17 protein-coding genes are annotated in these 19,057 nt (G+C 52.5%); 11 read left to right on the top strand and 6 right to left on the bottom strand.

Features of this window, described 5'->3' with window-relative positions:
• The first annotated feature begins 99 nt into the window (after positions 1 to 99).
• The 4 genes from Q5Y71_RS07760 (at position 100) to Q5Y71_RS07745 (ending at position 3,522) form a co-directional block, all read left to right on the top strand.
• Positions 100 to 339, top strand: a complete 240-nt coding sequence (locus Q5Y71_RS07760) for a lipoprotein (protein ID WP_306041372.1) — start codon at positions 100 to 102, stop codon at positions 337 to 339.
• Positions 336 to 1,589 carry a diaminopimelate decarboxylase gene (gene lysA, locus Q5Y71_RS07755; RefSeq protein WP_306041370.1) on the top strand — a complete coding sequence of 418 codons (1,254 nt, stop codon included), beginning with the start codon at positions 336 to 338 and terminating at the stop codon, positions 1,587 to 1,589. Before Q5Y71_RS07760 ends, lysA begins: the two co-directional genes overlap by 4 nt.
• Positions 1,590 to 1,824: 235 nt before the next feature.
• Positions 1,825 to 2,655 carry a diaminopimelate epimerase gene (gene dapF, locus Q5Y71_RS07750; protein ID WP_306041368.1) on the top strand — a complete coding sequence of 277 codons (831 nt, stop codon included), beginning with the start codon at positions 1,825 to 1,827 and terminating at the stop codon, positions 2,653 to 2,655.
• Positions 2,656 to 2,739: 84 nt separating this feature from the next.
• The gene (locus tag Q5Y71_RS07745) at positions 2,740 to 3,522 is read left to right on the top strand and encodes a DUF484 family protein (protein ID WP_306041367.1); all 783 of its coding nucleotides are present in this window, start codon (positions 2,740 to 2,742) and stop codon (positions 3,520 to 3,522) included.
• A 116-nt stretch (positions 3,523 to 3,638) separates the two neighbouring features.
• On the opposite strand, the gene Q5Y71_RS07740 is transcribed toward Q5Y71_RS07745, so the two are convergent.
• The 5 genes from Q5Y71_RS07740 to Q5Y71_RS07720 all read right to left on the bottom strand — a co-directional run bounded on the left by Q5Y71_RS07740 (position 3,639) and on the right by Q5Y71_RS07720 (position 7,067).
• Entirely contained in the window at positions 3,639 to 3,863 is a 225-nt protein-coding gene (locus tag Q5Y71_RS07740) for a hypothetical protein (RefSeq protein ID WP_301415575.1), read from the bottom strand.
• 377 nt (positions 3,864 to 4,240) lie between these two features.
• Positions 4,241 to 4,579 (bottom strand): P-II family nitrogen regulator, encoded by a 339-nt coding sequence (locus tag Q5Y71_RS07735; protein ID WP_301415576.1) that lies wholly within the window; start codon positions 4,577 to 4,579, stop codon positions 4,241 to 4,243.
• 76 nt (positions 4,580 to 4,655) lie between these two features.
• The gene (locus tag Q5Y71_RS07730; RefSeq protein ID WP_306041364.1) at positions 4,656 to 5,915 is read right to left on the bottom strand and encodes an ammonium transporter; all 1,260 of its coding nucleotides are present in this window, start codon (positions 5,913 to 5,915) and stop codon (positions 4,656 to 4,658) included.
• A 57-nt stretch (positions 5,916 to 5,972) separates the two neighbouring features.
• Entirely contained in the window at positions 5,973 to 6,311 is a 339-nt protein-coding gene (locus Q5Y71_RS07725; RefSeq protein WP_306041362.1) for a P-II family nitrogen regulator, read from the bottom strand.
• Positions 6,312 to 6,359: 48 nt separating this feature from the next.
• Positions 6,360 to 7,067 carry a TorF family putative porin gene (locus tag Q5Y71_RS07720; protein WP_306041360.1) on the bottom strand — a complete coding sequence of 236 codons (708 nt, stop codon included), beginning with the start codon at positions 7,065 to 7,067 and terminating at the stop codon, positions 6,360 to 6,362.
• A 436-nt stretch (positions 7,068 to 7,503) separates the two neighbouring features.
• Between Q5Y71_RS07720 and Q5Y71_RS07715 the strand changes: the two genes are divergently transcribed.
• Together Q5Y71_RS07715 and Q5Y71_RS07710 are read left to right on the top strand one after the other, a co-directional pair.
• Positions 7,504 to 7,746: an accessory factor UbiK family protein gene (locus Q5Y71_RS07715; protein ID WP_306041359.1), complete on the top strand. Its 243-nt coding sequence runs from the start codon at positions 7,504 to 7,506 to the stop codon at positions 7,744 to 7,746.
• Positions 7,747 to 7,777: 31 nt separating this feature from the next.
• Positions 7,778 to 9,274, top strand: coding sequence for a YifB family Mg chelatase-like AAA ATPase (locus tag Q5Y71_RS07710; RefSeq protein ID WP_306041358.1), 1,497 nt, complete (start codon positions 7,778 to 7,780; stop codon positions 9,272 to 9,274).
• A 1,164-nt stretch (positions 9,275 to 10,438) separates the two neighbouring features.
• On the opposite strand, the gene Q5Y71_RS07705 is transcribed toward Q5Y71_RS07710, so the two are convergent.
• Positions 10,439 to 10,642, bottom strand: a complete 204-nt coding sequence (locus Q5Y71_RS07705) for a hypothetical protein (protein WP_306041357.1) — start codon at positions 10,640 to 10,642, stop codon at positions 10,439 to 10,441.
• A gap of 436 nt (positions 10,643 to 11,078) precedes the next feature.
• Between Q5Y71_RS07705 and Q5Y71_RS07700 the strand changes: the two genes are divergently transcribed.
• The 5 genes from Q5Y71_RS07700 to Q5Y71_RS07680 all read left to right on the top strand — a co-directional run bounded on the left by Q5Y71_RS07700 (position 11,079) and on the right by Q5Y71_RS07680 (position 18,627).
• On the top strand, positions 11,079 to 11,513 hold the full coding sequence (locus Q5Y71_RS07700) for a Fur family transcriptional regulator (protein WP_306041356.1): 435 nt from the start codon (positions 11,079 to 11,081) through the stop codon (positions 11,511 to 11,513).
• The gene (locus Q5Y71_RS07695) at positions 11,513 to 12,517 is read left to right on the top strand and encodes a GTP-binding protein (protein WP_306041352.1); all 1,005 of its coding nucleotides are present in this window, start codon (positions 11,513 to 11,515) and stop codon (positions 12,515 to 12,517) included. Before Q5Y71_RS07700 ends, Q5Y71_RS07695 begins: the two co-directional genes overlap by 1 nt.
• Before the next feature lie 180 nt (positions 12,518 to 12,697).
• Positions 12,698 to 15,061, top strand: a complete 2,364-nt coding sequence (locus tag Q5Y71_RS07690) for a M1 family metallopeptidase (RefSeq protein WP_306041350.1) — start codon at positions 12,698 to 12,700, stop codon at positions 15,059 to 15,061.
• A 103-nt stretch (positions 15,062 to 15,164) separates the two neighbouring features.
• Entirely contained in the window at positions 15,165 to 15,650 is a 486-nt protein-coding gene (locus Q5Y71_RS07685; RefSeq protein WP_306041348.1) for a DUF6702 family protein, read from the top strand.
• A 751-nt stretch (positions 15,651 to 16,401) separates the two neighbouring features.
• The gene (locus tag Q5Y71_RS07680; protein ID WP_306041346.1) at positions 16,402 to 18,627 is read left to right on the top strand and encodes a S46 family peptidase; all 2,226 of its coding nucleotides are present in this window, start codon (positions 16,402 to 16,404) and stop codon (positions 18,625 to 18,627) included.
• Positions 18,628 to 19,057 lie beyond the last annotated feature (430 nt).

Genomic DNA, 19,057 nt, shown 5'->3' with positions numbered 1-19,057 from the left:
AACTTCTGTAAGGGTCTGCTTGGTAGAAATTTCCGGGCCGCTATACTATCAGGCTTTTGCCGAACACCGCTTGGCGAGCCCGGGCGCAGGATGTCATCCATGTCGAAAACACCGTTTCTCTCCCTCCTGGCTCTCCTGGCCAGTGCCGCTCTGGCCGCCAGTTGCGGCCAGAAAGGTCCGCTCTACCTGCCCCAGGCCCCCGCTTCGCCGGCTCCGAGTATTACCACCGGACCACCATCCACCGTACCCACCAGCACCACAGCGACGCAGCCGGGTGAACCTGAGGAGGAGGATCGCAACAACGGGGAATCCCCAGCGGAGCAAGAAACACTGAAATGAGCGAGTTCAGTTACCGCGACGGCAGCCTGTGGGCGGAACAGGTTTCCCTGGAAGCGATCGCCGGGCGTTTCGGCACCCCAACCTACGTATACAGCCGCGCGCACTTTGCGCGGCAATACCAAGCTTATGCCAATGCCCTCGGCAGTCATCCCGGCCTGATCTGTTACGCGGTCAAGGCCAATAGCAACCTGGGCATCCTGTCTCTTCTGGCACAGCTGGGTGCCGGCTTTGATATTGTCTCCGGAGGCGAGTTGGAGAGGGTACTGCTGGCCGGCGGTGATCCCTCCCGTGTGGTTTTCTCCGGTGTGGGGAAAACGGCCGATGAGATGCGCCGCGCCCTCGAGGTGGGTGTGCACTGCTTCAATATTGAATCCGAAGCGGAAATGCATCGCCTGGAGCAGGTGGCGGCAGAGTGCGAGACCGTGGCCCCCATCTCACTGCGAGTGAATCCGGATGTCGATGCCCAAACCCACCCCTATATTTCCACTGGCCTTAAGGAAAACAAGTTTGGTATCGCCATTGCACGCGCCCTGGACACCTACGCGCGCGCGGCAAACTCCGCACATTTGAACGTGATCGGTGTGGACTGCCATATCGGCTCCCAACTCACCGAGATAGCGCCTTTCCTGGACGCCCTGGATCGACTGCTGGAACTGGTCGACCGGCTCATTGAGCAGGGCATCCAGTTGGAACATCTGGATCTGGGCGGTGGACTGGGTGTGCGCTACCGGGGAGAGGAGCCGCCACCGGTGGCGAACTATCTGATGGCGGTACTCGAACGCATCGGCGATCGCAACCTGGGCCTGATTCTGGAGCCGGGGCGCTCCATCGCTGCCAACGGTGGCGTACTGTTAACCCGGGTCGATTACCTGAAGCGCACAGAGGAACACAACTTTGCCATTGTCGACGCCGCCATGAACGACAACCTGCGCCCGGCCCTGTACCAAGCCTGGCAGGATATTGTACCGGTTACACCGAATCAGGGAGAGAGCGCCCTGTGGGATATTGTCGGCCCGGTGTGTGAAACCGGTGATTTTCTCGGCAAGAACCGCACCCTGTGCCTGAGGGAGGGGCAGCTGCTGGCTGTGCTCTCCACCGGCGCCTATGGGTTTACCATGAGTTCAAATTACAACAGCCGCACCCGTGCGGCAGAGGTACTGGTGGACGGTGGCAACACCTATCTGGTACGGGCGCGGGAAACTTTTGTCGATATGGTACGGGGGGAGAGCCCGGTACCGGAAAAAATCTGACCCCCTGCGGCGAAATCGGTGTCAGAATATGAAGAACACTGGCGCAATCGGGAACCCAGGGAGCACCTGTCCAGTCATGCCGAAAACGCGACACAGAGGGTGCCGCCAGCGTGAAGCTGCAAGACCATGTACTACCTGCTGACCCACTTGTCTTCGCCAGAACTTCTCGCGCGACAGCCGGTGTATTCAGGGATAATGCTTCGTCTACCCAATACCACACCCACAGAGAAATGCCATGCGTGTTAAATTCAGCAAGATGCACGGGCTCGGCAACGATTTTGTCATGCTCGACGGTGTTAGTCAGAGAATTCGGCTATCGCCCGACAAGGTCCGTCGAATTGCCGACCGCCGCCTGGGCATCGGCTGCGACCAGGTACTTCTGGTGGAACCACCCCAGCATCCCGATACGGATTTCCGCTACCGGATCTTTAATGCCGACGGTGGAGAAGTGGAGAACTGCGGTAATGGCGCCCGCTGTCTTGCACGCTTTGTGCACGAGCGACGCCTTACCGGCAAACAGCACCTGAACGTGGAAATCGCCAGTGGCACCCTGCAGCTCAACCTAATGGACGCTGACCAGGTCGAGGTGAATATGGGAGCGCCACTTCTGGAGCCGGAACAAATTCCCTTCAGGGCCGATCGCCGTGCGGAAAGCTATCCCCTGGAGGTCAACGGCGAGACCTTTACCATCGGCGCCGTATCCATGGGCAACCCCCACGCCGTGCTATTGGTTGAGGATATTCAGCTGGCTCCGGTGCGCGAGTTGGGCCCCCTGTTGGCAGTACACTCGCGCTTTCCCCAGGGCGTGAATGTGGGCTTTTTGCAAATCGAGACCCCCAGCAGGGCGCATCTGCGGGTATTCGAACGGGGCGTGGGCGAAACCCGTGCCTGTGGCACTGGCGCCTGCGCCGCCATGGTCTACGCACACCAGCGGGGGCTGGTGGAGGACAAAATAGATATGCATCTGCCGGGTGGCGCCCTGACAATCCACTGGAGTGGACCGGGTCAGCCAGTTACTATGAAGGGGCCCGCAATCACAGTTTTTCACGGGCAAATTATTCTCTGAATAACAATACCGGCAGGGTGGCAGTCCATTCGCACTTCCCGGGGATTTCGCGCACCTGTCACCAGAGGGTGCCCGCCCGCTGAAGTGGCAACTGCAACTCAGGTCCGCACAGATATCGAACACATCAAAATGGAACAAATAGACGCCAAGCATTCCCTTGACGAGATTGCCTCCGATACCCACAAGGAGGCCCAGCGCAATGAAAAGCTGCTCGCGCGCCAAGTTGCCCGCTACCTGATACAAAACCCCGAGTTCTTTGTCGAGCGGATGGACCTGCTGGAGACCATCAAATTGCCGCGGGAGAATGGCAAGACCGTGTCTTTGATGACACACCAGACCAACCTGTTGCGCGAGCGCAATGTCGAGATGCGTCAGCGGCTCGACCAGCTGCTACACAACGCCCGCGAAAACGACCAGTTATTTTTCAACAGCCGCCGCCTGATTCTGGCCCTGCTGGAGGCGCAGAGCGTGAGCGAGGCCACCGAGATCCTCTATGCCAGCTTTTCTGCCGACTTCAAAGTGCAATTCACCACCCTGACCCTGTTTGACCCCCCACCTGGGGCGCGCGGCAGCCTGGGCCAGGCAAAAACCAGTTCCAGCACCAGTGCTCAAACCGCTATTGGAGGAATTCTACGCAATGGCCGCCCTGTTTGTGGCATTCTACGCCCGATAGAGCGGGCATACCTGTTTGCGGGGCAGGGGCAACAGGTGGCCTCTGCCGCAGTGGTGCCGCTGGGCGGCCAATTGGGAGTGCTTGCGACAGGTTCTTCCGACCCGCAATACTATCGTTCCAGCCTCGGCACACTGTTTATTTCCTACATCGCCGAGGTACTCGAACGCCTGCTGCCAAAGTTGTTGGAGCGCTAAGTCGGGAGCGATCTTACCGGGCTTCTACCAGCAAGCCCCAGCGAGCCAACGGACCTCTCAGGGCTGGCAAAAAATGTGCACCGTCACCCTGTAGGAGGGGTGAACTTGTTGCGGGGCTAAATCGGGCGGCTACCGTATTTGGGCTGTGGCTTGCGCGGGGGATCGGCGCTGACATCTGGATCAATTTCGCTGATTGCGCCACCACCTGCGAGAAACTCCTCCACATCGGCACTGAGTTGACTCCTGGCGCGCTCGCGGGAGGTGACACTGCGTTCTTCGGCAAATTCCTCGGCGTCCTTACTGCGAGAGTTCTTGCCCTGATCATCGTAACCATCTTTCATAGCTAAAACCCTGTAACCTTGACTCCTGTTACAGAGGGAGTACCTCTGCGCCACCTTTTCCCGTGGCGTATAAGAAACCGAAAGCCAGTTCGAGTGACAATCCCGTGCCCCATCAAAAGTGGCGAATAATATATAGGCACTTCCTATCTGCGCTGCCAGCCATGAGAGCGTAAGCCGTAGAGTTTTTTGTTGGGACAAAAACTGCGGAATATTGCCATTTGTTATGGGGATTTCAGCGAAAGAAGGGCAGCGGGTGTTTGCCTGCATCACGCAAATGGCAGCACCGGTAATGGCCGGGAAAAGAAAAGCCCCCAGGGGGCTTATAGAGCTAGTTGGCGCTAATTTTTTATTTGGTCCTTGATTATTGGTGGGCCCAGCTACACTGCCTCCCTGCCCGTTTCACCGGTGCGAATACGAATCACCTCCTCCAAGGCGGTAATGAAGATTTTACCGTCACCGATTTTGCCTGTCTGGGCGGCCTTCGTAATGGCCTCAACAGCGGAATCCACCATGTCGTCATCCAGAGCCAGCTCCAGTTTGACTTTGGGCAGGAAGTCCACCACATACTCTGCACCGCGGTAGAGTTCCGTATGTCCTTTCTGGCGGCCAAAGCCTTTCACTTCGGTTACTGTCATCCCCTGCACGCCCACTTCCGACAGGGCTGTGCGTACATCGTCCAGTTTGAAAGGTTTAACAACGGCCGTTATCAATTTCATTTTGTCTATTCCCCTTATTGTGTCCTCTCTGCAAAAACCGCGGCCAGGCTGCCACCTGGCAGGTCTTTCAGAACAACTAATTACTCATGAACTCCGGGTAAGCTTCCATTCCGCATTCCGTCAAGTCAACACCCTCCTGCTCTTCGTCCTCGCTGACACGGATACCGGTCACCCACTTGAGCAGGTACCAAACCATCAGGGAAGCGGTAAAGACCCAGAGGAAAATGGTTACGGCGCCTATTATCTGGCCGCTCACAGTGGCGTCTTTATTCGTGAGCGGCACCAGCATCAGGCCGAGCACACCAATCACACCGTGTACGGAAATTGCGCCAACCGGATCATCTATTCTCAGCTTATCCAACGTGATAATAGAGAAAACCACAATAACACCGGCGATCATGCCGAACAGGGTTGCCTGCAGTGCAGTCGGTGTGGCGGGCTCGGCGGTAATGGCCACGAGACCGGCCAATGCCCCATTAAGCAGCATCGTCAGGTCAGCCTTGCCAAAAAGGATGCGCGCAGCGATCAGGGCGGCAATAGCCCCTCCGGCTGCAGCGGTATTGGTATTGACAAATACCATGGACACCGTGTGTGCATTGGCAGCATCGCCCAGTTTCAGTACCGAACCGCCATTAAAGCCAAACCAACCCATCCACAGGATAAAAGTACCCAAGGTTGCCAGCGGCAGGTTTGCACCGGGAATCGCATAGACCTGACCATTGGGGCCATACTTGCCCTTGCGCGCGCCCAACACCAGAACACCAGCCAGCGCAGCAGCTGCCCCAGCCATATGTACAATGCCGGAACCGGCAAAGTCAGAGAAACCAAGATCATCCAGGCTGTACAGTCCGAAAACGTCTTTTCCACCCCAGCTCCAGGAGCCCTCAAGCGGGTAAATAAAACCTGTCAGGACAACGGCAAACGCCAGGAAACTCCACAGCTTCATACGCTCGGCCACGGCACCGGATACGATGGACATTGCCGTGGCAACAAATACTACCTGAAAGAAAAAGTCGGAGGCCCCGGAATATACGGCGTCACCCTCAAAGCCTTTCCCAGCGGACTCCACCAGCACATTTTCAAGGCTGAGGATCTCAATACCGGAAAGCATCCAGTTGCCGCCATACATAATAGCGTAACCGGTCATCAGATACATGATGCACGCAATTGCAAACAGTGCGACATTCTTAGTAAGAATCTCCGTGGTATTTTTTGAACGTACCAGGCCCGCCTCCAGCATTGCAAAACCGGCAGCCATCCACATCACCAGCGCGCCACACATCAAAAAATAAAAGGTATCAATTGCATATTGCAACTGATAGATTTGGTTCTCCATTTTCCTCTCCGTTCAACTCTGAATATTTCTTAACAGTATGTTTTGAAAATTATGGTCCTAAATAGCATTGCTTCCGGTTTCTCCGGTGCGTATACGCACTACCTGTTCAAGGTTGGCTACAAAAATTTTGCCATCGCCAATCTTTCCGTTTTGCGCACTGGAGCCGATGACCTCCAGCACCCCATCCAATTGTTGCTCAGTAACCGCTATTTGAAGCATGGTTTTGGGCAGGAAATCCACTGCGTATTCTGCACCGCGATATAGTTCCGTATGTCCTTTTTGCCGGCCAAATTCCTTAACCTCACTGACAGTCACGCCATTTATACCCGCCTCTCTCAAAGCATCCCGTACTGCAACCAGTTTAAAAGGTTTAATAATTGCAGTGATCAGCTTCATGGTCCCCTTTATAAAAATAATGCCCGCAACTACTTGCGGACGCTTGTCTTACCAGGTGTAGTTTGCGCCAGCGAGCAGCGTTGGCTCACACCAGTTGGTGTCAAAACACACTCTGTCGCTTATATCTGTGCCAACAAAAGCAGCTCTCAGATTCAGACCGCCAAACTCTTTACTGAGGGTTGCGGAATAATCGATATAGGAGTCAGATTGGTATAGGAAAATTTCCTCAGAAAAAAGATTCAAACCAATGTGAAGATCCAAGCTCAGATCAGATGGCAGAGAAAAACTATACTCCACGTAAGGATAATAAAAAGCGCCAGACTCAGCCCAATAGTCATCGGAGTAAGCAAAACCCAGCGTTAGATCCAAGAATTTCAGACTGCCATATATTTCCTGATAATCCTCATCACGATCACTGCCGTGATAAGCGTAATAGATATAGCCAATATCGTAGCGCATGGAGTGATTAACTTCCGCAGAGTAACCCCCATAGAAATCCTGTTCATAATCAGTTTCGTCACTGCCGTAATCGAAATCCACTTGTGAAACCCAAGTGCCCACATAAAAACCATTGCCAACCTCCAGATCTATTCCCGCCTGTATTGCCAGTTGCCCATCGCTTTGACTAATACCGCGAAATCTGTAGTCCGAGACCAGACCAGCATTGACACTAAAACTAGGGTCATTTTTCTGGGCAAAAGCTGTATCGCTAAGAGCCAGGGCAGCGCCAGTGAAGGCAGTGGCAATTTTGTGCATTTTCGTGTTCACCTTTGATCCTCCAAGATTTTATGCATCTGAGTTTTTTGATTCCTGTAATGGCGCCGCCTGCAATCGGTCCTGTACTGTCGGGTAGACAGAGGGTTTATTGCGTCTTGTGAACCGCTAGCTTCCCGGACACCCAGTGTCGTAAATGGCACACCTACCCGGATAACTGCAGAGTTGATGCCAAAGCTGCAACACTGCATAAAATCAATGGGTTGGACAAAAAAAAGGGTGTTGGAATAAATACGAACAGTGCGCCAACAAAGCGGTACGCACCAAGTTGGTTCTATCGTCCGAAACATGCACCGACATGGTGAGGCTCAAAAAGGACAACGGCCAGAATGGTGCACCCTGAATGACTTTTGCGGCGAAATGCTGTGGGTTACAATCTGGTGCCAATAGCGACGAATTTCTGAGCGAGGAGTTGCCTGTGGCTGCGGATAAACTGCAACAGCTACTGAAAGAACTGCAACAACAGGGCGCTGTAGTCAGCAGTGACCTGCGCAGTGCCCTGGAGGTGTCCCTGGACAGGTTGCCCCTAGTATCCCAGCGCGAGTTCGATACCCAGGTGGATATTCTGCGACGTACCCGGGAAAAACTGGCGCGCCTGGAGGACAAAGTGGAAATGCTGGAACAGGCCCTGACCCCAGGAAACAATAAACCCGAAACCTGAGTTCTCGGTGGGATATTTGCAGGAGGACATTGTGAACCTCTCCGTTACCCATGCCCGCGCACAACTCGGAGTCTCTGCCCCATTGGTCACAGTCGAGACACATCTGGCCAATGGACTTCCCGCCTTCCATATTGTCGGCCTGCCTGAGACAGCGGTGAGAGAGAGCCGCGACCGGGTACGCAGTGCCCTGATCAATAGCCATTTCGAATTTCCCCAGCGCCGTATTACAGTCAATCTCGCACCCGCTGACCTGCCCAAAGAAGGCGGGCGCTACGACCTGGCGATCGCCATCGGTATCCTTGCCGCCTCCGGCCAGGTACCCTGCGAACCTCTGGAACAATACGAATTTATCGGCGAACTGGCGCTCACCGGCACTTTGCGCGAGGTCAGTGGCGCCCTGCCTGCAGCTATCGCCAGCACCCTTGCCCATCGCAAACTGGTGGTGCCGCAGGCGTGTGGTGCCGATGCCGCTCTAGCGGGAGGCGAAGTCGGCAGCGCCGCTTCACTATTGCAGGTATGTGCTGAGCTACATGGGCGTGTACCCCTGCCCCGCGCCATCCCCAAGCCGCAAGAAACCAATGTGCACTGCGCCGATCTTGTCGATGTACGCGGCCAGTTAAAAGCCCGGCGCGCCCTGGAAGTGGCTGCAGCCGGAGGCCACAATCTGCTTTTCTACGGCCCCCCCGGCACCGGCAAAACCATGCTGGCCAGCCGTCTGCCGGGCATACTGCCGCCGCTCACAGCCGCCGAGCTGATTGAGGTTTCCGCTGTGTACTCCAGCGCGGGCCTGTCGCACCAGAATCGGCGCCCTTTCCGCGCGCCTCACCACAGCGCCTCGCCCGTCGCACTGGTGGGAGGTGGCAGTACACCAAAACCCGGGGAGGTCTCGCTGGCCCATCGCGGAGTCCTGTTCCTGGATGAAATGCCGGAGTTTCCCCGCCAGGCACTGGAAATACTGCGCGAGCCCCTGGAGAACGGTGAAGTGCGTATCTCCCGCGCACAAGCCCAGGTCACCTTTCCCGCCAGCTTCCAGCTAGTGGGCGCCATGAACCCCTGCCCCTGTGGGTATTTGGGGGAGAATCGCTGTCGCTGCTCACCGGACCAGATTGGCCGCTACCGCAACAAACTTTCCGGACCACTACTGGACCGCATTGACATGCAGGTGGAGGTCAGCGCCATGAACGCCGCCCAATTGCAGGACGCCCCCACTGGCGAACCCTCTACAGTGGTGCGCACTCGGGTGTGCACCGCCCGCGAAAGACAGATTCGACGCCAGGGCAGGGTCAACACCCTTTTGCAGGGTGTCGAGTTGGAAAAGCACTGTGCACTGGGAAACAATGAAAAGCATCTGATGAGACAGTCTATAGAAAAACTGGGGCTCTCGGCGCGCAGCTACCACCGTATACTCAGGGTCGCCCGTACCCTGGCAGACCTTGCAGGCGCTGAAAGAACCGGTACAGCACATATTTCCGAAGCCCTTGCCTATCGCAATCTGGACAGACGCCGAGCCATCACAGCCTCGACCTAACTTGACCCTATAAAAATACCCCGCAATGTGCCTCCGGTATTGGGTCAGTTTCAGCGCTGCCTGACGCCTCTGGGTGTTGCACAGTTTTAAAATGAATGAAACTTTTGGCCCGATAGCAATATCTGGGTGCAGCTTTGCTGTAAATGGAATTCCACCTGTAAATATAGAAACTTACCGGAAACTGAGGAGAACATAAAATTAGCCGAAGACCTGATGTATTACGATCCTCGATATATCGCTGACAAGGTCTCAAGCTTTAATGAGTCAACCGCTAAAGGCATTTGGCTGGTCTGCTTTGTGCGATCTACAGACGAAAAACCCAGCTGTCGTATAACATATAGTATGAGGATTCCGGCTATTGCGACAAATACAGATTCCCCTAAATCAGGTTTTAAAACGTCTACTCCCAAGCTGGCTATTTTCCGGGCATCAAAATCTGGATTATTCCATGAGCTTTCACCGCAACAACAAGAGTGAGCACATTCGCTGTTGGAACGTTGTTCAGAAGATATTCTTTCAGCTAGTTCCGGTTTGCTTAGAGAGCCTATAGGAAATCAAAATAGCTTCAGATCAGAAAATTAGCGATAGAGTCCTTGATTTTGCAACTGACTGTGCCACCTATCAACCGTCGTCAGAAGATTTACTGAACCAACCGCTCCAAGGAGTAGCCTACTACCGCACCTTCTTCGTGATCGCTATGTTCGCATCATTATGCAAAAAGGCTATAGCGTTGGTTTCAACAGCAGGTTCAGAGATCAATACCTCAAGTGCGCATTGGTTTCCAGGCCCGACATAGGCAAGGGAGTTGGTCGTTACGAAGTAGCAGGATTATAGCGACTGCACTCTACGGTGGATGATCAGCCCCTGGCAGAGTATGTAGCTTCACTCAGAGTGAACAAAAAACAATCAAATAAACATTCCAGGAAGAAGCTGGATCGTGGATACGAAGCAGCTTAATGCAACAAGTCCGCCTAACCTACCCAGGTTTGCTGAGAGACAAGTTTATGATATAACATATCAGTACTAGGATATTATGGAATCAAGCGTACTTCTAAGTTGAGTACGAAAGGGCTGTGAGAGATATTGTGGCAATAGTTGCTTCTGGCACGCACTGTGTGCTGACCCCATTGTCACCAACTCTGGGGGCCTCGGAATTTGGGTGCGTTATTGAAGGAACACTTGTCCCACCTGGCTCTGGCAGGTTTCCCCATCTCCTCTCGGCATCATCAACGCCATTTGGTAATGATTGCCGGATTTTCTGGGGCGCTGTTGCTGCTGGTCGCCCTTTGCCTCGCAGGTATCTGGGAAGTGTTTGTCAGTAGTGTGGGAGCCGCCCTGTTGGTGGTGGTCCAAGGGGTAAACCGACATTTGATGTTACGAGTGGCGCCGGCTGATTAGAAAAGAGACAATGAAATTAAGACGGTAGCTGGTAATATAGCTCGTTATTGCACGGCAAGGAGATGATTACAGTCGCGATCCGGGCAGAAAGAGCCACGTTGAGCAAAAGTGACCGGCAGCTTGCCTATGTTCATGCACCAGGTAACCCTGTCAGGAGACAGGCAATGGGGCAGGCTGTACGCACATTCATCAAATCCTATCTCTTGCCGGCTATACATTAAAGGTGAGAATCCGGCGTCATTCAACAGTATCATTGTGACGCTATTTAGGGGTTTTCTAATCTCCATGAGATTGCAATGCAGTGGATTGGCTTCAACGATCAAGTGCCAGCCTGCTCACTGGAAAAGACATTGAACTGCGGATGAAATAGGCTATGAAAGCATCCCAAATAAAACAGGCCTTGAGTGTGGCAGAGCAGACCTGCCGAAATTCAGGGGTCAGTCTGACCGAGAAGCGCAGAAATGTACTTAGCATATTGCTGCGGTCAAAAACTCCGCTCTCTGCTTATGAGATTGCAGAGCAGTACCAATGGGATTATGACAATTCAATCCCGGCTATGTCCGTTTATCGGATGCTGGATTTTCTGGCTGAAGAAAACTTGGTCCACAAGCTCAATTCAGAGAACAAATATTTGGCGTGTGCGCATATCGCCTGTGATCACAGTCATCAAATCCCGCAATTTTTGATCTGCAATCGCTGTAGCAAAGTGCGGGAAATAGGTATCAAACCCGAAGTCATCGCCGCACTGCGCGATACGGTTGAAAGTACTGGCTATCACTTTCAAACGTCACAGCTGGAGCTGGAATGCCTCTGTGATGAATGCGGCCGGGATGCAGCTTAGTGGCAGATAAAGAACGGATACGCGAAGTACCGACAAATGTCATTACCGGCTTTCTCGGTGTCGGTAAGACAACGGCAATTCGTCACCTTCTGGAAAACAAGCCTGCTGATGAGCGCTGGGCGGTGTTGGTCAATGAGTTTGGTGAGGTGGGCGTTGATGGCGCACTTTTTGAATCCGGGCAGAAAGGCACAGTATATATTCGGGAAGTACCCGGCGGTTGTATGTGCTGTGCGGCCGGCCTGCCTATGCAGGTTGCACTGAATCAGCTGTTGGCCAGCGCAAGGCCCCATCGGCTGCTGATTGAACCCACTGGACTTGGCCATCCGCACGAGGTATTGATGGCGCTGTCCGAGGCTGTCAGAAATGGTGTGCTGGACCTTCGCAGTACTCTTACACTGGTAGATGCAGGGTGTATTGCAGAAGAGCGCTACCGGTACAATGAGACTTTTCGCCAGCAGCTGGAGGTGGCCGATCTGGTGGTGGCAAACAAGTCCGACCTCTATGGTCCCCAGGATTTGGAAAACCTACACCGTTTTCTTTCTTGTTTGGGTAACGGCGCAGTAAAACCGCTGCAAACGGTAGAACAAGGTCGCATCAAGATCGACTGGCTGCAGACCCCAAGTAATTTCCAGATTGCCTCTGGTCACCAGCATCAACAACCGGCTCTGCAGTCGTTGGATACACAGGAACCGCTACCGGAGTGTGGCTATATCCGCCTGGAGAACAGCGGTGAGGGGTATCACAGTTGCGGTTGGCGCTTTGCTCCCGGGCATGTATTTGATTATGAGCGACTTTTTTCTCTGATCAGTGGTGCCGAAATTGAAAGGATGAAGGGCGTTTTTATCAGTGAGCAGGGTGTGTTCGGGTTTAACAAGGCGGGCCAGGTCTTGACCGTTTTGGAACTTGATGACACGATGGAAAGCCGGATAGAGATAATAGACTGCAAGCAACGGGACTGGGATGGGATGGAATCTTCCTGGATCGGTGCACTGGCGGATGGCTGATAGAGCTGGTCCCGTTTTTTTGTTAACCAACTGAAAAGCAACAATTTTTAGAGTGCTGGCGGGTTATAAGCATTTTTATCTGCTCCCCCGGGACGGAATCACCCGCGCTAAATTTAACAATAACTTTCTCAAAGAGAGTGCATATCTGAAATGCACTTAGTTGCAACCTGAAGTAAATCAATGAACAGACATCTACTCGGCCGCTTGGGAGCGGCACTACTTGCCATGTCCGGCATTGTCGAGAGCTTTGCCGCGGACCCCCTCAATGTCACCGGAGACAAGTTTCGCCAGCTTGAAGAGCTTTTACCAACGCCAAATGCCTATCGTGCGGCTTCTGGTGCGCCCGGTCATGCCTATTGGCAACAGCAGGCGGATTACGACATCAAGGTTTCCTTAGATGATGATAAACAACTGATTACTGCTACTGAGGCAGTGACTTATACCAATAACTCTCCGGATACCCTGCGCTATTTGTGGTTGCAGCTGGACCAAAACCGCTTCAAACCGGATTCTGCCGGTAACTTGGCAGCAGCGGTAGATCTGGAATCAATTGCGCCAGACACTATCCCTTTTGGAACTTTCCGCAGGGCGGTTGTATCCGGAGAGTTTCCCGGGGGGTACCAGATTACCAGAGTGGCCGATAGCAGGGGCCGGGATCTCCCCTATACCATTGTGGATACGGGGATGCGGCTCGATCTGCCGCAGCCACTGGCTTCGGGTGCCAAAGTGACCTTTCAGGTTGACTGGGCCTACAACGTGATTGAGCAGAAAGCACTGGGAGGTCGTTCCGGCTATGAGTATTTTGAGCGCGATGATAACTACCTGTACGAAATAGCCCAGTGGTTCCCCCGTATGGCGGCCTATAACGATGTAAGTGGCTGGCAGAATAAACAGTTCCTCGGACGCGGGGAGTTTGCTTTGGAGTTCGGTAATTATCGCATAGCCATCGACGTGCCAGCCGATCACATTGTTGCTGCCACAGGCGTTCTGCAGAATCCAAAGGAGGTGCTCACCACACAACAACGTGAGCGACTGAGAAAAGCGCGCACGGCTTCGAAGCCGGTAATGATCGTCACTATGGAAGAGGCGCTGGAGAACGAGAAGCGTCGCGCTACCAAGCGTAAGACCTGGATCTTCGAGGCAGAAAATGTCCGCGACTTTTCCTGGGCATCTTCGCGCAAGTTCTTATGGGATGCGCAGGGTTACAAAAAAGGCGGTACTGACACCATGGCGATGTCATTTTATCCTGAAGAGGGCACACCGCTGTGGGAAAAGTATTCCACTGAGTCCATTATACATACAATCGATGTCTACAACCGCTACAGCTTTGACTACCCCTATCCGGTTTCTATTTCAGTCAATGGCCCTGTGGGTGGGATGGAATACCCGATGATCACCTTCAATGGTCCACGCCCGGAAATTGATGAGGAGGATCGCAGTAAGCGTTCCTATTCCCGCCGCACCAAATATGGTCTCATCTCGGTCATTATTCACGAGGTGGGACACAACTACTATCCGATGATCATCAACTCAGATGAGCGTCAGTGGACCTGGATGGATGAAGGACTCAACACCTTCGTGCAATTTTTGGCTGAGCAGGAATGGGAAGAAAAATACCCGTCCCGTCGCGGTGATGCGCGAAAAATTGTTGAGTATATGAAAAGCGAGAATCAGGTTCCGATCATGTCCAATTCGGAATCGATTCTTCAATTTGGCAATAACGCCTACGGTAAGCCCGCAACAGCATTAAATATTTTGCGTGAATCTATCATGGGGCGCGAGTTGTTCGGCTTTGCATTCCGTGAATATGCCGAGCGTTGGAAATTCAAGCGGCCAATGCCAGCAGATTTCTTTCGTACCATGGAAGATGCCTCGGGTATGGATCTTGACTGGTTCTGGCGCGGCTGGTTTTATACCACTGATAATGTGGATATCAGCCTCGACGCGGTGCATCACCACACCGTAGGCACCAAGAATCCCGACGTGGAAGGACCGTGGAATCGGGCTCAGCATGAACGTGAACCCGAGACAGTGACCGCCATTGAAAATCGTGCAAGAAAATTACCCCGAATTGTTGATGCGAAACCGGAACTCGAAGACTTTTACAACAGACACGACGAGTTCGATGTATCCAATGCCGACCGCAATAGCTACCAGGGAAAACTCGAAGAGTTGAAAGACTGGGAAAAGGACTTGCTTAAAGTGGAGAGTAATGTCTATGTTCTGGATTTCAGCAATATCGGTGGCTTGGTAATGCCTTTATTCTTACGCCTGGAGTATGAAGATGGCAGTGTTGAGGATCTGCGCATACCGGCTGAAATCTGGGCGCGCAATGCGAAAAAGACCTCCAAAATGCTGGTACGCGACAAAAGCAAGATATTGAAGTCGGTAATTCTAGACCCTAACTGGGAAACTGCCGATGTAAACGTAGAGAATAATTTTTACCCGCGCCGTTTTATCAAATCGCGCCTGGAATTATTTAAGGATGAAAAACAACGCAATCTGATGAAAGACTGGGATGTCGAGTTAAAAGAAGCGGGCTAAGCTCATTAGGGGTGCAATTTGCCACAACTTTATTTGGTAAAGCGCTCTATTTTCAGTACCAAACTCCGATTGACAGCAGTCTAGCAAACGCCGGTGATGATACATGAAACAGTTTTTTCCCCTGATATCTGTTATGGGGTTGTTGATATTTTCTCTACATGCAGAAGCGCACCGCTACCACTTCGGCCTGACTGAAATCTCGCTAAACGAACGTGCACAAACATTGGAGATTTCCCACCGTTTTTTTGTTGCTGATATCGAGAAAGCGCTGTCGCTTGCTGCCAGTAAATCGTTACAGGGTGCACAAAAACAAATGGAGGGGTATGTAAATACCCGCTTTCAGATTAGCGATGACAATGGTGATATTTTGCACCCACGGTGGGTGGGTATGGAAGCGGATGTACATGATATCTGGATTTACCAGGAAGTTCCTCTGGCTGATATCGGCAGTGGAAAATTAAAGATACGGCAATCCATGCTAATGGAAATAGAGCGGGATCAAATCAATACGATGAATTTCACTCACAATGGGAAAACCCAAAGCTATACTTTAAAGCCCGGGAATAGTCAGGTTGAAATAGCGATATAAACAAATCAAGATTTTTCCTGAGATACTTGCTTGCTTCCGCTCGATGTACAGGCGACAGAGGATCGTATGCCGGCATCCTTGATGTAGGCTTATTCAATTGACTGGGCGCCGAGAGTGGCTGCCGGCAAAACACAAGAAGAGCTGTCGCCTGTACAGTGCGGCGGGGCCGGGAGTTCGCGAACACCATTGTCGCAAGGGTATCCTGATCATATATTAGCTTCTGATGCCACCGGAGACCCAGAACCATACTCATCCACCGTCTTCCCTAGAATAAAGCGCTGTCAAACTGGCTGAGATGACTTCCAAGCCATAATGCCAACTTTGGCCGTTTGGCTGATTCTGCCTGCCTTCGGCATTTTTTGACAACAGATAGCCATACTGAAAATGACACTAATACTGCATCGCATCCTCTGCTTATCGCATGAATCTTTCCGGTTATCGATGTATGTTACGTCTTCAGAAGACCTATGCTGTCTGTAGGGATACCATTGCGAAGTGATACAGTATATCTTTATAGTGTTTAAGCAGATAGCGTGAAGTGTTCTCTGTGTTACTTGGCACAATTGAAGGAAGGGGCTTTAGATACATCAGGTTCCGCCACAACCCCTCCATGCTTAACTGGCAGTAAGGGCAATCAACACGCTGGAAAAGGAATGACTTGTTTTTCAAACACTGGGGTCTTGATGGCCTGCCGGAAGATTGAGTAAGCTCTCAGCCAAAGTCTCCCTTATTGAGAAAGTTCAGAGTAAATATGAAAATAAAAGATTCTATCGTGTTCAGCGTCTTAGCCACCGCATTGCTCGCCGGCACCGGCCACGCCAATGCTGCCGAGCCGGAAGACAGCGTTTCCACCGAGGGTATGTGGCAGCCACACCAGTTGCCGGAGCTGTCTCAGGAGCTTCGCAGTCATGGCCTCAAGTTAAATCCGGACAGCATGACCAAACTCACTGAGTTCCCAATGAATGCGGTCATCAGCTTGGGAGGATGTTCTGCCTCCTTTGTTTCTCCCACGGGGCTTGTGATTACAAATCATCACTGTGCCTATGGCTCGATCTCTTACAATTCCACCGAATCCCAGGACTTGCTGGCGGAAGGTTTCCTGGCCAAGGATATGTCCGAAGAGTTGCCCGCTGCGCCGGGGTCGCGCGTCTATGTGACCGTATCAATGAACGAAGTCACGGACAAGATAAATGATCGTCTGGACGACAAAATGGATGGCGCAACCCGTTTTGCAGCGATTGAAGATGCCAAGAAGTCGTTGGTTTCCGAATGTGAGGAGGATCCGGGCCATCGCTGTGAAGTTTACAGTTATTACGGTGGGCTCAACTACTACCTGATAAAACAATTGGAAATTCGTGATGTGCGCCTGGTTCATGCGCCAGCATCCTCAATTGGCAAGTTCGGCGGAGATATCGACAATTGGATGTGGCCGCGTCACACCGGGGATTACGCTTTTTACCGTGCCTATGTCGGTAAAGATGGCAAACCCGCCGATTACTCTAAGGACAACGTCCCCTACAAACCCAAGCACTACCTGCCTGTGGCGGCGAAGGGGCCTGTGGAGGGTGACTTTGTGATGGTAGCTGGTTACCCCGGGCGCACCAATCGCTATCGAACCGCACAAGAGGTACAGAGCAATTTCAGTTGGTACTATCCGACCATGCAGCGGATATTGGGAGAGTGGTCGGAAACGATTGCTGAGGCCACGGCCGAGAATAAAGATGCTGAGTTAAAGTACGCCAGCCGGGTGGCGGGACTGAATAATTATTCTAAGAACTTCACCGGTATGATGGAAGGGTACCAGCGCAGTGACCTTTTGCAGCGGAAACACAAGCTGGAAAAAGCGTTACAGGCTTGGGTGGAATCAGATGAGACCCGCCAGAAAAAATACCAGTCTACACTCGATGATCTGAAGGCATTGGTTGTTGAAAAAGAATCAGCCCGGGAACAGGATCTGGCTCTCAATTATATGGACAACTCCGCTATGCTGGGCGCAGCGCGACAACTGTACCGCCTGGCAAAAGAGGGGGAAAAGCCTGACGCTGAACGCAAGCGGGGCTATCAGGAAAGGGACCTGACACGCTTTACCGAGCGTATGCGGCGTATCGAGCGCAGTTTCGATGCATCTGTAGACAAGCAGGTCTGGCTCTATTTTCTGCAGCGTTATCAGGCGCTGCCAAAAGAGGAGCGTATTGCCAGCTTTGACCAGTTCCTGAATATCGGTAATGACAGCGGTGAACTGATCGCGGCGCTCGACAAAATGTACAGAGATACAGAGCTGTCTGACGTACAGGTGCGCGAGTCCTGGATCGGCAAAAAGCCAGAAGATTTCGCCAAGAGCAAAGCTCCATTTATCCAACTGGCGGTGGCAATGTACGATGACATGCTTGCCCGGGAGAAGCAGGAGGAGGCTTTGCAAGGGCGCTTCGCACAATTGCGTCCCCAGTATATGGCGTTACTGATCGATTATTACCATTCCCTGGGTAAACCGGTTTACCCGGATGCCAACAGTTCCCTGCGTCTCACTTATGGTCTGGTCAAAGGATACCAGCCTCCCGCTGGCACCATCGCAAAGGCTGCGGACGGAAATGATGGGAAACAGAGGTTTGTGCCCTTCACAACGTTGCGTGGCATCAAAGCGAAGTACACTGGTGAGGCCCCATTTGATGCCCCGAAAGCCTTAATGGAAGCCATCGACGAGAAAAACTATGGTCGCTATTACAAGAAGCAGCTTGACTCTATACCGGTTAATTTCCTCAGTACCGTGGATATTACAGGTGGTAATTCCGGGTCCCCCACAATGAACGGGCGTGGAGAGTTGGTGGGCGTGGTTTTTGATGGAACCTACGACAGCATTAATGCGGACTGGGATTTTACCGATAATACCCGGGCTATCCATGTGGATATCGCTTATATACTGTGGGTGATGGAACATATCGATGGTGCCGGGTATCTGGTGCGTGAGATGGGCCAATAATCTTGGCCGGTTAGTCCGTATCATTGCCAGGGAAGGCAAAAAAATGGCCATGGCTGGTAAAGCAGGAGATCAGCGCGGTAAAACTACCCCGGTGAGTAGGCTTCAAAAGATTTCTTGCTGTGATTTTTCCGGACTAACTGCCTGTGAAGCCTGATACCCTGCGCTTCTGGTGATTGATTAACCGAAGCAGCCGGCAGGGTATCTCTATACTTTCACTGCCAGATTCTGCTTTGTACCGGTTGCTAGCAGCACCCATAGCTACTTTCACACAGAGATTTGGATACCGACTTATTTACGCTATACCGCACTCTATGCCATCTCTCATACCCGAAATGGCGATAACATTCTCTACGGAGTCTCCTGAGCCACTTCAACCTGCCAACCCTCTATAAATTAAAAAGCCTGACAGCATTTTCCCGGCCGAGCTTTT

The sequence above is a fragment of the Microbulbifer sp. 2205BS26-8 genome, from assembly GCF_030731025.1.
Lineage (GTDB): Bacteria > Pseudomonadota > Gammaproteobacteria > Pseudomonadales > Cellvibrionaceae > Microbulbifer > Microbulbifer spongiae.
This window is presented reverse-complemented; position numbering and strand designations above follow the sequence as displayed.